Source organism: Colwellia sp. E150_009 (genome assembly GCF_053543955.1).
In genome coordinates, this window is the sequence record NZ_JBHFOM010000034.1 from 1 (window position 1) to 13,785 (window position 13,785).

Annotated in this window: 15 protein-coding genes; 5 read left to right on the forward strand and 10 right to left on the reverse strand. The window is 35.8% G+C overall.

The window, feature by feature from the left end; genetic code table 11:
- The first annotated feature begins 534 nt into the window (after positions 1-534).
- Complete coding sequence (locus ACE1OF_RS14065; protein WP_448895277.1) at positions 535-1,080, forward strand: gamma carbonic anhydrase family protein; 546 nt, start codon at positions 535-537, stop codon at positions 1,078-1,080.
- 51 nt (positions 1,081-1,131) lie between these two features.
- Here the strand turns inward: ACE1OF_RS14065 and ACE1OF_RS14070 are convergent, their stop codons facing one another.
- The 9 genes from ACE1OF_RS14070 to ACE1OF_RS14110 form a co-directional block, all read right to left on the reverse strand.
- On the reverse strand, positions 1,132-1,362 hold the full coding sequence (locus ACE1OF_RS14070) for a hypothetical protein (protein ID WP_448895278.1): 231 nt from the start codon (positions 1,360-1,362) through the stop codon (positions 1,132-1,134).
- Positions 1,363-1,374: 12 nt separating this feature from the next.
- Positions 1,375-2,184: a shikimate dehydrogenase gene (aroE, locus tag ACE1OF_RS14075; protein WP_448895279.1), complete on the reverse strand. Its 810-nt coding sequence runs from the start codon at positions 2,182-2,184 to the stop codon at positions 1,375-1,377.
- 115 nt (positions 2,185-2,299) lie between these two features.
- Positions 2,300-2,971 carry an OmpW/AlkL family protein gene (locus ACE1OF_RS14080; RefSeq protein WP_448895280.1) on the reverse strand — a complete coding sequence of 224 codons (672 nt, stop codon included), beginning with the start codon at positions 2,969-2,971 and terminating at the stop codon, positions 2,300-2,302.
- Positions 2,972-3,166: 195 nt separating this feature from the next.
- Entirely contained in the window at positions 3,167-3,721 is a 555-nt protein-coding gene (locus ACE1OF_RS14085; protein WP_448895314.1) for a Sua5/YciO/YrdC/YwlC family protein, read from the reverse strand.
- A 94-nt stretch (positions 3,722-3,815) separates the two neighbouring features.
- Positions 3,816-4,319, reverse strand: a complete 504-nt coding sequence (gene purE, locus ACE1OF_RS14090; protein WP_448895281.1) for a 5-(carboxyamino)imidazole ribonucleotide mutase — start codon at positions 4,317-4,319, stop codon at positions 3,816-3,818.
- Positions 4,320-4,377: 58 nt separating this feature from the next.
- Positions 4,378-4,968, reverse strand: coding sequence for a DNA topoisomerase family protein (locus ACE1OF_RS14095; RefSeq protein ID WP_448895315.1), 591 nt, complete (start codon positions 4,966-4,968; stop codon positions 4,378-4,380).
- Between the two features lie 103 nt (positions 4,969-5,071).
- The gene (locus ACE1OF_RS14100; RefSeq protein ID WP_448895282.1) at positions 5,072-5,545 is read right to left on the reverse strand and encodes a DUF494 family protein; all 474 of its coding nucleotides are present in this window, start codon (positions 5,543-5,545) and stop codon (positions 5,072-5,074) included.
- Positions 5,546-5,576: 31 nt separating this feature from the next.
- Positions 5,577-6,695 (reverse strand): DNA-processing protein DprA, encoded by a 1,119-nt coding sequence (gene dprA, locus ACE1OF_RS14105; RefSeq protein ID WP_448895283.1) that lies wholly within the window; start codon positions 6,693-6,695, stop codon positions 5,577-5,579.
- Between the two features lie 45 nt (positions 6,696-6,740).
- Complete coding sequence (locus tag ACE1OF_RS14110; protein WP_448895284.1) at positions 6,741-7,844, reverse strand: LysM peptidoglycan-binding domain-containing protein; 1,104 nt, start codon at positions 7,842-7,844, stop codon at positions 6,741-6,743.
- Positions 7,845-7,971: 127 nt separating this feature from the next.
- Between ACE1OF_RS14110 and def the strand changes: the two genes are divergently transcribed.
- From def to trkA, 4 genes are read left to right on the forward strand one after another with little or no spacing between them, the layout of a single operon-like run.
- A complete protein-coding gene (gene def / locus ACE1OF_RS14115; RefSeq protein ID WP_448895285.1) occupies positions 7,972-8,487 on the forward strand; it encodes a peptide deformylase in 516 nt (171 codons plus the stop codon).
- Between the two features lie 23 nt (positions 8,488-8,510).
- Positions 8,511-9,506, forward strand: a complete 996-nt coding sequence (fmt, locus tag ACE1OF_RS14120; RefSeq protein ID WP_448895286.1) for a methionyl-tRNA formyltransferase — start codon at positions 8,511-8,513, stop codon at positions 9,504-9,506.
- Positions 9,507-10,856 carry a 16S rRNA (cytosine(967)-C(5))-methyltransferase RsmB gene (gene rsmB, locus ACE1OF_RS14125; protein ID WP_448895287.1) on the forward strand — a complete coding sequence of 450 codons (1,350 nt, stop codon included), beginning with the start codon at positions 9,507-9,509 and terminating at the stop codon, positions 10,854-10,856.
- Positions 10,857-10,904: 48 nt separating this feature from the next.
- Positions 10,905-12,281, forward strand: a complete 1,377-nt coding sequence (gene trkA / locus ACE1OF_RS14130) for a Trk system potassium transporter TrkA (RefSeq protein WP_448895288.1) — start codon at positions 10,905-10,907, stop codon at positions 12,279-12,281.
- 45 nt (positions 12,282-12,326) lie between these two features.
- Here the strand turns inward: trkA and ACE1OF_RS14135 are convergent, their stop codons facing one another.
- A complete protein-coding gene (locus ACE1OF_RS14135) occupies positions 12,327-13,778 on the reverse strand; it encodes a TrkH family potassium uptake protein (protein WP_448895289.1) in 1,452 nt (483 codons plus the stop codon).
- Positions 13,779-13,785: the final 7 nt, after the last annotated feature.

The window sequence follows — 13,785 nt, forward strand, 5'->3', positions numbered from 1 at the left end:
ACCTTCTAAAGAAGGCAAGTAAGAATCGCATTCGTTCGTTACTTCGGCATTAACCTTGACTTCGTTGCTGTAGCCCCGAAGCAGGATGCGTATCATACGCTTCCGAGTTTTGATGTCAACGTTTTTTTGAATATATTTGAAAGTTTTTTTCAAACTCCCACGTTTTTCATTTTGAAACGTTAAGTTAGCTTATCTACTTAAATAAGTAGCGATATAACTTATCAAAACATCCAGTTGATTAAGCTTTTTGGCTGAACCCCTTGGAACTGGAGCGCATTGTAGAGATTTATATGCTGTCGTCAACTCTTTTTTATAAAAAAAACGTAATATTTGTTTAATTGCTTAGCATTCATACAAACCTTATCGTTATTGCCGTTTAATCAGGCTATTTCCCTAACGTTTCATGCTTTTCTTTTGTTTTAATACATAGTAATTATTAATAAGATTCTTGCTGTTAATTATAATTCTTCTTATATAATGGTATTTTCATCACAGTTCTTTTAGTTTTTATTTAAAATTTGAGCAAGGTATTTTATGGAAGTTGCTAATTTAAGAAAATATAATGATATATATCCTACTTTAGGAAAAGCTACCTATGTTGATATATCTTCAGTACTCATAGGTGATATAACATTGGATGATGATGTCAGCATTTGGCCTTTTGTTGCAGCTAGGGGTGATGTTAATACTATTACTATAGGCGCGGGAACTAATGTTCAAGATGGTACTGTTTTACACGTAACACGTAAAAGTACCAACAACCCTTCAGGAAACCCTTTAATTATTGGTGCAGATGTAACAATTGGCCATAAATGCATGTTGCATGGTTGTACGCTAGGCGATCGAATTCTCGTTGGCATGGGGGCTATTATTATGGATGGCTCTATTGTTGAGAATGATGTATTCATTGGCGCAGGAAGTTTAGTTCCACCCAATAAAACACTCATTAGTGGTTATTTGTATGTTGGTAACCCTGTAAAACAAGTAAGAAAACTAAAAGAAAGTGAGGTAGCATTTTTAAAACAATCTGCAATAAATTACATTGATCTAAAAAATGATTACCTAAATCAAAACGATTAAACCATATGCTAACTTATGATGATTCCACGCTTATTACTTTGTGTCGAATCATCACGTTTTTATATGAATAACATTACTTTCCAATTCGTTATTTTCTAACCAAATCTCGACAGTTTCTTCTAAGTCAAACTTAGTGAAACTATCAATGCTCGTTAGTTTGTTTAATTGTTCTGAATGAAAATAAATCGTAATAAGCTGCCCTGATATCAGTGCAGTAAAACACCAAGCATTTTGTTGTGCATCAAAAGTTAAATCTTCATTAAATAGTATTGCTTGGTTCAAACTTTTTCCCTATCAAAATGACGACTTTAATTTCAATATTACAGAGTCAACATTTGGTTTTATACCTCTCCAAATATAAAAACTTTCGGCGGCTTGTCCAACAAGCATACCTAGCCCATCAATAACTTTTTTAGCATTTAATGCTTTTGCTTTTTGCAAAAACGGGGTTAGGTCTTTGCCATAAGTCATATCATAACAAATACTATTAGTAGTAATAAGGCTTTCAGCAATAGGTAAACCTTTTCCTGTTAAACCAGCAGAAGTCGCGTTAATAATTATATCAAATACCTGTTCATTAGCCTCATCAAATGAGCAGGCTGAAAGCGGTTTATTTGTGTATTGCTCAACTATCGATTGTGCTTTAGAAACAGTTCTGTTGGCAATAGTTATAGATTCGGGGTTTTGATCTAATAAAGGCAAAACTACACCTTTGGATGCACCACCCGCCCCGAGTAATAATATTCGCTTGTTTTCAAGCTTAACGTTATTAGCAAGTAGGTCATTTACTAAACCCACACCATCTGTCGTGTCGCCATATATTTTTCCATCTTTAAACGTTAGTGTATTGACCGCGCCAGAAAACTTAGCATGCGCAGTTAATTCATCACACATAGCCATGGCTTGCTCTTTAAAAGGTGCAGTAACATTAGCACCCTTACCACCTTGGTTAATAAATTTTGCTACAGCCTGATTAAAACCATCTAATTCAGCAAACTGCGTTTCATAATTTAGTAATTGACTTGTTTCTTCAGCAAAACATTGATGAATAAATGGGGAACGTGATTGTTTTATAGGGTTACCAAAAACACGATATTGATCCATAAAATTTACCTAAGATTATTATTAATTGTAGATTAACTGAATTGACGATTTAAGGACATAAAAAAAGCAGTAAATAATTACTGCTTTTTAATCTGAATTATACTTTAAAATTGTATTAGAACTTATAACCAACCATTAGAGAGTAAACCATAGGATCTACATCTACTGTTGCTTTACCAATATTATCACCCGCTACATCAAATGTTGCATCTGTAGAAATATCTATATATCTAGCAGAGAAATTCACCGACCAATTTTTATTAATTTCATAGTCAGCACCTAGTTGAACGGCAAGCCCAAATGAACCATCTAACTTTAAGTTAGTTAATCCTAAACTTTTTGGTGCTGCCTCAAATTCTTCTTCAAAAAAGACTGTGTAATTAATACCCACACCCACATAAGGTTTAAACGCCGAATTTGTGTCAATGTAGTAAAGAGCGCTTAGTGTAGGCGGTAAATGCGTTACTTCTGCAAGCTTAGCACCATCAACACCTAATACTGCATTTGGATCGTGAATAGTAACTTCATGTGTAAAGGGCGTTGCTGCTAATAGTTCTACAGCCCAATTACTGTCATAAAAATAGACAAGGTTTAAACCAAGTTGAGTATTATCATCAACAGAAAGTGACATTGTAGAATCAGCACCAGAAAGTAAAACGGCTGTGTTTTCACTATCAGGATTAACCGATGTTGCTCCACCTCGGACTAAAATATCACCAGCTTGATGAGCAAAAGCAGCTGTTGAAAGAGTAGATAATAATGCAATTGTTAGTAATGATTTTTTCATAATAATTATATCCCTAGAAAATTTGTGGATATAATAAGCTTATTAGCGTTGAAAAACTTGATTTAGCGCAATGTTTTCAAGTTAGTTAATTAGCGAACGTTGTAATATTGATTTAAATCAACTTATTTCAATCTTTACTAGCCGTCCTATTAAAAAAGACCTTAATATTTTGATATTTATCACAAATATCATTAATTAACATCGTAATATTTTTCCTGTTAGACCATTGATAATTTTTGAAGGTTTTAGCAAACCAGACGTTTTACCTTTAATAATAAAGTCTACTTTGTCTCCAAGCTGTGATTTAACTTCCTGCCATGTTTTAGCTGGACTTTGACCTGCTAGATTAGCGCTGGTTGAAACAATAGGTTTGTTGGTTTGTTGGCATAGTGACACAACATCTACGTGGTCAGTAATACGCACGGCAATAGAATTAAAATCACCACGAAGTAAAGGTGAAGTGCCTTTTATAACAGGTAACACCTGAGTAATTGCATTAGGCCAACGTGAAAGAATAATTTGTCTTTGAGTTTGACTCAAAGCAGCATCATTAATATAAGGAAGAAGTTGTGAGTAGTCTGCAGCTAATAGAATTAACCCTTTATAAGCTGGTCTTTGCTTTATCGTTAATAAGTTTTGAAGTGCTAAATCATTATCTGGATCACAACCTAGACCAAAAACAGCCTCAGTTGGATAAGCAATAATACCGCCCCGATAAAAAACTTCTGCAGCAGTGTGAATTGTTGAGATAAGTGTCATGAAAATTCCATTTCAAAAAATAATAAATATAAAGTGAGTATTCAAGTTGATAAAATCCATGAATACTCACCTAAAATAATAATGATTACTTTAATTTAGCTTGCATTGCTTCGTCTTTAGCTAATAAAGCTTCAGCATTTGATACTCGCTCTGCTTTAACCTTATCGGCCATGATTTGATCTGCTACACCTAAAATTTGAGCGGCTAAATAGCCCGCATTTTTAGCGCCTGCTTTACCAATTGCTACTGTTGCCACAGGAATACCACCTGGCATCATAACCGTTGAAAGCAACGCATCATGCCCTTGTAGAGGCCCACAATCAACAGGAACGCCAATAACAGGTCTTGTCGTCATACCAGCAACAGCACCGGCTAAATGTGCGGCTAAACCTGCAGCACAAATAAACACTTTACAGCCACGTTCTTCTGCATCTTTAACATAAGCTTTAGCAGCGTCAGGGGTTCTATGAGCTGAACGAACTCGCACTTCATGTGTAATATCAAACTGCTTTAAAATATCAATAGTCGCTTGCATTACAGGTAGGTCTGAATCAGAACCCATTAAAATGGCAACAAATGGTGAAGTCATAATATTTCTCTTTCTGTAGGTTTAAGAATAAAAGGTTAAAATTAAATTAGAATAATATTTATAGTATTTTATGTTTATAATCGCATTGTTTTTGTGGGCAGCTCAACACTTCGCCACTTGCCATAATACGTTTAACTAATACGGGCCATTGACACTGTGGGCAAACATGATCTACAGGTTGGTAATTTAAAACATATTTGCATTTAGGGTATTGATCACAAGAATAAAAGGTTTTTCCGAAGCGGTTAGTTTTTTCTTGTAATTGACCAATATTACCTTTGCTTTGACAAGCAGGACAGCTTACATCTAGCTTCTCATGCGGTTGACCTTCTTCTATATGATGACACTCAGGATAATTAGTGCATCCAATAAACATGCCGTATCGGCCTTGTTTTACTGCTAATTCGTGCCCACACAAGGGGCATACACTTCCAGATAAAGGCGTATCCTCTACCCTTTCGTGTTCAACAACTGATCGAGTATATTGGCAGTTAGGATAGTTGGAACAACTAAAAAAGGCACCTGTTTTTCCACGTTTTATTGTGAGCTCAGAACCACAATCAGGGCAAATTTCATAAGCTTTTTCTAGCGCATGCTCATGCCGAGTAAATAGAGGCTTCCCTTTATTGGGATCAAATGAATCTGACATTAGTTGTACAAAAGCACGAATAAGTTGTGACATATTATGCCACAACTTACCTTTAAAAAACTAGTACCTAAATTTTGAGCTTCAGAAAACTTAAATGCATAACTTAATGTAGCAACCCTTCTTGCTCATCAAAAATAAGCTCTTCCATTTGAGAATAAGCATTTTCTTGCCCTGGAACATTAAATAGTACCATTAAAATAACCCACTTTAGATCATCTAGTGAGAAATGATTGGTATCTAGCTCCATAATTCTGTCAATCACCATTTCACGCGTAGTAAAATCTAGCACATTTATTTGCTCTAAGAATAAAATAAAGCCTCGACTTTGAGTGTCAAGCAACTGCATTTCATTTTCAGTATAAATGCGAAAAGATTTGTTACCAACACGAGTCAAATAAGGATAAGCATCAGAATCTTGTAGTGCACTTAGCTTCTCTAACCAACTCAGTGCTTTGTATATTTCATCTTGATGAAAACCTGCCCGTGTTAACTCATCAGTTAAGATGTCATGATCAACCATAACCTCAGCTTCACTATGTATATAATTTTCAAATAAATACATTAATATATCGAACATAACTAGCCCCTCATTCACCTTGGATATGTTACTATAACCTAAGGTAGCCTCCTGGTACTGCAGCTACCAAACCATTCAATTCCAATATTGTAAGCCGAGTGAGCACTTCTTGAATTGGAAGTTTACTTCTCAGAACAACAGTATCTACGGGTGTGATTTCAAACCCCACACTATCCAACAATTCATCATCACACAAGTCCTTATTTAAGCTTTCTTCATCAATTTCTTTATTTATGCCCGATTGAGCTTTTTTCTGTTGTGTTAAGTGTAGACCAGAATTATCTAAAAAAATTAACTCTTCTATTATATCGGCAGGTTCTTCAACAAGTTTAGCACCTTGTTTAATTAACCAATGACATCCCTTTGCTTGTAAGTTACCGATACCACTTGGTATTGCAAAAACATCACGATTTTGTTCTAGCGCACAGCGGGCTGTTATGAGTGAACCACTTTGCAAGGCTGCTTCGACTACCAATACACCAGCACTTAATCCACTAATTATTCTATTTCTTTTTGGAAAATGCCCTGCTTTTGGTGAAGTACCAGGCAAAAATTCACTGATGATAGCGCCATCTTTTTCAATAATATTTTTAGCTAAAGTTTGGTGTCTTGCTGGGTATACTTTATCTAGCCCTGTCGCTACGACTGCAATAGTACTAGCATTACAAGTTAATGCTCCTTTATGCGCAGCAGCATCAATACCTAACGCTAAACCACTGGTTATCACTAACCCTACATCAACTAATTGCTGAGCAATATGAAAAGCTGCCTCTCTACCATTAATACTCGCAGATCGGCTACCAACAATCGCTAATTGATTTTGATTCAATAAACTCTTGTTACCTTGTACAAATAGCACCAAAGGCGGATCATAAATCTGTTTGAGCATAAGCGGATAATCTACATCATCAAAACCAATAATTTCACTATGACATCGTTTACTATTGTTAATTATTTCATCAATTGCTTGCCAATTAGGTTGATTAATGGCTAACACTTGTTTTGCGGTTAAATTATTTACTGAGGTTAATTTATTAGAAGAAAAAAGCGTCGTTAAACCATAATGTTCAACTAATGCTAATTTTTTATGAATGGCTAACCGTGGAACAAGCTTCAAGGCTAACCAATAATGAATGTTACTTTTTTGCACTTGTCTTCTCCCTAAGACAGGCTCTTTAATAATGTGGTCTAACGCTTATTCTGGGGCAGCAACCAAATCATGTAATCGCGCTGGTTTTTCTGTTTTTAATATCAACGCCATACTGGCTTTTGGGTAAACTTTGAAAACCACCAATTCACCTAAATATTCTTCTGGCATTTTATAATCTGATCCTTCAGTACTTAACATACGATACCACCTAGAGGCTTCGTTGGTATACTTTGGTCCAGTACTGGTTTCAACTACACTAGGACTCAAACGTTTAATTGACATAACATCACCAGCTGTGACTTGATGTTCAATACCACGGTTAAGCATCACAATCTCTAATTTGCCAAATTCGCGCCCTTCACTAACCGCTTTTATAATTGTGCCACGAAATGTTTTATCAACGGCTTTCATGCTGAAAATTGATGGTAGTAATTGTCCTTCATGTACAGGAACAACATAATCACCTGAATGTATTTCACGTTTTGCTGTACTAATTTTAAGCGTTGCTGGCTCATTACTCTCCATTTTTCCAGCTTTAATAGCTTGACCTGTGGCCACAATATCAACATAAAAACCTATCGACTCTTCTGTTTCGGGGTCAATAATTTCTTCGCCCTTATTATAGATCGCATACGTTTTAGATAATTCTAGGTTTTTATTAACATAAACTTTAAACCCTGTAATACTTGATCTATAACCTTCATCACTTCCAATAACATAAGGTAATTGTTCAAGTTGTTCGGCGCTAAACAAATGATCGTATTTAATGAATGGCGCGATCACCTCTAAAGGTAATAATTTTATTGCAGAATCTTCTTTATTTTTTTGACGAATTTTAGGTGACCATTTATAGCTAGGCTTTGTTTTAACCGATTCAAGTTCCAACATTGGTATGCCATTTTTATCATAAACTAGTGATATAATATCACCTGGATAAATTAAATGAGGATTATGAATGTTAGGGTTTAAACGCCATAGCTTAGGCCAAAGCCAAGGTTGATTTAAAAAAACTGATGATATATCCCAAAGGGTATCACCTTTAACAACGACATATTTTTTAGGTGCATCATCATTTATTTTAAGTTGATCAGCCAACGAAATAGTAGAACACACCAATAAAGAGAGTGTTAACAATATTTTTTTTAGCATGTGTCTAGTTCCTTTACGATGGTTTTTCATGCTTTTATAGAAATGCTGCGTTATAAGTTGCTATAATGACAAACATAACACTCTAAAAGCATTATCGCTAATTCTTTTATCAAACATTTATAAGATTATGACTATTTTAACTGTATTGCGTTTTCCAGATCCTCGTTTAAAAACAATAGCTAACCCTGTTACTGAAATTACAGAGGCAACATTAACAATTATAAATGATATGTTGTCAACCATGTACGAAGAAAAAGGAGTTGGTCTAGCTGCCACTCAAGTTAATATTCATCAACGCATAGTGGTGATGGACGTATCAGAAAATGGTGACCAACCTATTGTGCTAATAAACCCAGAAATTATTGCTAAAAGTGACGAAACGGTAATCAATGAAGAAGGTTGTTTGTCGGTGCCTGGGATTTATGCAAAAGTTGACCGCCACACTAGTTGTACAGTCAAGGCTCTTGATAAAAATGGCAAAGAATTTACATTAGACGGTGAAGGATTATTAAGTATATGTATTCAGCACGAACTCGACCATTTAAATGGCGTGTTATTTGTCGACTATTTATCGCCACTAAAACGTCAACGTATTAAAACCAAATTAGAAAAAGAAGCACGTTTAGATCAAGACAACAATTAGTACTTACTTTTAGGATAGCTCTTTTGTCAAAACCATTAAATATTATCTTTGCTGGCACGCCTGATTTTGCCGCCCAACATTTGGCCGCCCTTATTAATAGTCAACACAATATTGTTGCTGTTTATTGTCCTCCTGATAAACCTGCAGGGCGAGGGAAAAAACTCACTGCATGTGCCACCAAATTATTAGCCATTGAACATGATTTACCTGTAGAGCAACCCATTAACTTTAAAAATCAGAACGACCAAGCACAATTAACGCAATACAAAGCTGATCTCATGATTGTGGTTGCTTATGGTCTATTACTTCCTGAAGTAATACTCAGTGCACCGCGTTTAGGGTGTATTAATGTTCATGGTTCTCTGTTACCCAAATGGCGAGGGGCTGCTCCTATTCAACGTGCGTTAGAAGCTGGCGATCAAAAAACTGGCGTAACTATTATGCAAATGGATAGAGGGCTTGATACGGGAGATATGATTTTAACGGCTGAATGCCCCATTGAAACTACTGACACAAGTGCTAGTCTTTATGAGAAACTCGCTCAACTCGGCCCAAAAGCATTAATCGACTCCTTAGCATTAATAGCAAAAGAAAATTATAGTGCAACCAAGCAAAATAATAATTTTGCTACTTATGCGCACAAACTTGATAAAACTGAGGCTGAAATAAATTGGCAGCTAACGGCTAATGAAATAGATCAAAAAATTAGAGCTTATAATCCTTGGCCAATAGCACAGTTTACATTTACAGAAGATACTCAACATAAAAAACAACATAGAATCCGCATTTGGCAAGCCTCAATTATCAAAACAAACAGTACAGAACCTGTTGGTACAATTATATCGGTAGACAAAGACGGTATTGTTGTTACCACTTCAAACGGTGCTATTTGTTTAGAAATTTTACAATTACCAAGCAAAAAAGCATTACCTGTGCAAGATATATTAAATGGACGGTCAGAGTGGTTTTCTCTCGGTGGTAATATTAATGGTGCTTTTATCAAGAGTGATGCTAGCTAAATGACAACTGTAACTTTTCAAAACAACAACCAAAAGCAAATTAATGTTCGAGCATTAGCTGCTAAATGTTGCTACAGCGTAATAGATCAAGGACGCAGTCTAGGTGATGAATTACCAAAACAACAAGATAAAGCTTCAACAAAAGACAAAGGATTATTACAAGAAATTTGTTACGGTGTTTTACGTTTTTTACCTGAATTAGAACATGACGTTCGCAGTTTAATTCAAAAACCCTTAACAGGAAAACAACGCGTATTTCACTTTCTATTATTGGTTGGTGTATACCAAATTAAATATATGCGTATTCCTGACCATGCTGCCGTAAGTGAAACTGTCGGTGCTACAGGAGTACTTAAAAACAGTCATATGAAAGCGCTAATTAATGGTGTACTCCGAAATTTTTTACGCGCTAAAGAAAACGCTATAAAAAACCCCAAACCTACATCTTACTTACCTCTTTCAATACAATATAATCATCCCAGTTGGTTTATCAAAGAAATACAGCAAAGCTATCCCGAACAATGGCAACAAATACTCAATGAAAATCAACTCAAACCACCAATGTGGTTAAGGGTTAATCAACAACATCATAGTGTAAATGATTATAAAAAACTGCTCGATACTGCTAAAATACCAATTAGTTCTGTCGATCCATTAAGTCAGGCTATTGAATTAACACACCCAACAGATGTATTAAACTTACCTGGTTTTGAACAAGGTTGGGTATCAATTCAAGATGGTGCTGCACAACAAGCCGCTCGCCTTCTAAATTGCCAAAAAAATGATGTTGTGCTTGATTGCTGCGCAGCACCTGGTGGCAAAACCTGCCATATTTTAGAGCTAACGCCTAATATTAAATCAATGACAGCTATTGATATTGAAGCAAAGCGCTTAGAAAGAGTAGAAGAAAATTTAAAACGTTTAGGCTTAAAAGCAACCGTAATAGCTGCTGATGCAACCAATGCAAAAACTTGGTGGCAAGGGCAACACTTTGACCGTATTTTACTTGATATTCCATGTTCAGGCACAGGTGTAATTCGCCGTCATCCCGATATAAAATGGTTACGTAAAGCCTCTGATATAGAGGCGCTAATTATTTTACAGCAGCAAATAATAAAAGAGATGTGGTCTTTGCTTAAACCTGGTGGTACTTTACTTTATGCTACCTGTAGTATTTTGCCACAAGAAAATAGTGAGCAAATAGCGCATTTTATAGAACATAATTCTGATGCACAGTTGTTACCTATTGATAATGTTAAGCATGATAATACTATTGGTTGGCAACTATTACCTGGTAAAAATAACATGGATGGTTTTTATTACGCTAAGCTATTAAAAATAGAAACTTAATATGCAATTCAAGATGTACACACAGAACTTGAGAACAAAAATAACAAAATGAAAATAATCATAGTCGGTGCAGGCCAAGTAGGCGGGACATTAGCAGAAAACCTTGTTGGTGAAAATAATGAAATATCTGTTGTGGATATTGACGGAGAAAAACTACGTGAATTACAAGACAGAATGGATCTTCAAGTAGTTACAGGCCAAGGTTGTTATCCAGATGTGCTAAAAAAAGCGGGTGCTGAAGATGCAGATATGGTGATTGCAGTTACCTCAGATGATGCAACGAACATGATTACTTGCCAAATTTGCTCTTCTTTATTTAATACGCATAAAAAAATTGCTCGTATTCGTTCAAACCAAATTTTAAAATATTCAGAGCCCTTATTTCATAAAAACCAAATTCCTATTGACCACGTTATTGCACCTGAAGAGCTAGTTACTCGCGACATAGCACGACTTATTGACTACCCAGGAGCACTTCAAGTATTAGAGTTTGCTAACGGTAGTGTTAGTTTAGTGGCAGTAAAAGCCTATTATGGTGGCTTGTTAGTTGGTCATGCTTTATCTACTTTAAGAGATCATATTCCTAATGTAGATACACGTGTAGCCGCTATTTACCGTAATGGAAAGCCTATTAGGCCATTAGGTACAACAGTGATAGAAGCAGATGATGAAGTATTTTTCATTGCTGCTAGTATTCATATTCGTGCCGTCATGAATGAATTACAAAAATTAGAGGCTGCTTATAAACGTATTATGATTGTTGGTGGAGGTAACATAGGTGCTGGGCTAGCACGTATGTTAGAAAATAATCATCAAGTCAAATTAATAGAACGATCTCCTGAACGGGCAACTCAACTCACCTCTGAGTTAAATAATACCTTGGTTTTCAATGGAGACTCTTCTGATATAGAGTTATTAACAGAAGAAAACATTGAACAATTTGATGTGTTTATTGCCGTTACCAATGACGATGAAGCCAATATTATGTCATCATTACTTGCTAAAAAGCTTGGTGTTCGCAAAACTATGGTGCTTATTCAACGAGATGCATATATTGAATTAGTGCATGGTGGCACTATTGATATTGCAATATCTCCTCAACAAGCCACAATTTCAGCGCTGTTAACTCACGTAAGACGAGGAACAATAGATAATGTTTATAGTTTGCGTGGTGGTGCAGCTGAAGCAATTGAAATTGTTGCTAAAGGTGATGAGAAGTCTTCAAAAGTGGTTGGTCGAGCCATCAAAGATATTAAGCTACCACCAGGCACAACAATTGGAGCGGTAGTTCGTGGCACAGAAGTATTAATCGCTCACTCTAATACCTTAATCGTTGAAGAAGACCATGTTATTTTATTCTTAGTTAATAAGCGTTATATCAACGATGTTGAAAAATTATTTCAAGTCAGTGCTATTTATTTTTAGTTTTTTTTAAATACGATAAACCTGATATAAATCATTAAAATTTAATCAGGTACGCCAGAATCCAGGAGTAAACAACACTAACAAGGTAAATATTTCTAATCGACCAAATAACATTGCCATAATTAACACCCACTTACTATCATCACCAATATTTGAGAAATTAGCAGCAACTTCACCTAAGCCTGGCCCAAGGTTATTAATTGAGGCGGCTACCGCAGTAAAAGCAGTAATATCATCTATACCTGTAGCTAAAAGCAATAACATGCAAATAACAAACACCGCGGCATAGGCAGAGAAGAACCCCCAAACAGCTTCAACAACACGATCTGGTAGCACTTTTTTTCCAATTTTTATACTAAATATAGCTTTAGGATGAACTAATTTATTTAACTCACGGATACCTTGCAAGTAAAGCAACAGCACACGAACAACTTTCATTCCACCCGCAGTACTTGCCGCACACCCACCAATAAAACTAGAAAAAATCAATAATATAGGTAACAACGTAGGCCAATCAGCAAATGAGGTAGTTGTAAAGCCAGCAGTGGTGCTTATCGATACAGATTGAAATAATGCCTGATCAAAGGCTTTATCAGAATCTTGATAGGTACCTGAAGTCATCAATACCGTAAAGCAAATCAGTGTTAGCATGAGCTGAATTGCGATAAAAACTTTAAATTCAGGATCATAAAAATAATTTTTGAGGGATTTACTTTGTACCACAGCATAATGCAATGCAAAATTAACACCCGAAATAATCAAGAAAAATACACAAATAAAGTTAATAGCTGGGCTATTAAAATACCCCATACTGGCATCGTGGGTAGAAAAGCCACCAATAGCTATTGTGGAAAAAGAATGACAAATAGCATCAAAGCCTGACATTCCCGCTAGCCAATAAGCTGTAGCACAGGCAATAGTTAATGATAAATAAATGTACCATAAATGCTTAGCCGTATCGGCTATTCTCGGTGTCATTTTTGAATCTTTAACAGGCCCAGGGATTTCTGCACGATATAACTGCATACCACCAATACCCAACATGGGCAAAACAGCAACAGCTAAGACAATAATCCCCATACCCCCTAACCACTGTAATTGTTGACGATACCACAATACTGCATGAGGCAAACCTTCAATATGTGTTAAAATAGTAGCGCCAGTGGTTGTTAATCCAGAGAATGATTCAAAAAAAGCATCTGTTATAGATAACGAAGGTTGCTCAAGAAGAATAAGAGGAATAGCAGAAAAACTGGCTAATACTAACCAAAATAGCACAACAATCAAAAAGCCTTCTCGGGCTCTTAAATCTGTTTTTTGATTTCTATTCGGGTACCAAGCTAAAAAACCTGTGAATAGACACCATAAAAACCCCATTAAAAATGGTACCCCACCGCCATCACGGTAAATAAGAGAAACTAAAGCAGGCGGTAACATAGTGACACTGAGTAATGCCACTAATAAACCTAAAATTCGAATAATGTTTTTATATTGCACGTTTTAT

Coding starts and splice junctions, on each gene's coding strand:
- ACE1OF_RS14080 (WP_448895280.1), bottom strand. CDS start 2,971: ATGAAAAAATCATTACTAACAATTGCATTATTATCTACTCTTTCAACA.
- ACE1OF_RS14100 (WP_448895282.1), bottom strand. CDS start 5,545: ATGTTCGATATATTAATGTATTTATTTGAAAATTATATACATAGTGAA.
- aroE (WP_448895279.1), bottom strand. CDS start 2,184: ATGGATCAATATCGTGTTTTTGGTAACCCTATAAAACAATCACGTTCC.
- purE (WP_448895281.1), bottom strand. CDS start 4,319: ATGACTTCACCATTTGTTGCCATTTTAATGGGTTCTGATTCAGACCTA.
- ACE1OF_RS14065 (WP_448895277.1), top strand. CDS start 535: ATGGAAGTTGCTAATTTAAGAAAATATAATGATATATATCCTACTTTA.
- ACE1OF_RS14095 (WP_448895315.1), bottom strand. CDS start 4,968: ATGTCAGATTCATTTGATCCCAATAAAGGGAAGCCTCTATTTACTCGG.
- trkA (WP_448895288.1), top strand. CDS start 10,905: ATGAAAATAATCATAGTCGGTGCAGGCCAAGTAGGCGGGACATTAGCA.
- ACE1OF_RS14110 (WP_448895284.1), bottom strand. CDS start 7,844: ATGCTAAAAAAAATATTGTTAACACTCTCTTTATTGGTGTGTTCTACT.
- def (WP_448895285.1), top strand. CDS start 7,972: ATGACTATTTTAACTGTATTGCGTTTTCCAGATCCTCGTTTAAAAACA.
- rsmB (WP_448895287.1), top strand. CDS start 9,507: ATGACAACTGTAACTTTTCAAAACAACAACCAAAAGCAAATTAATGTT.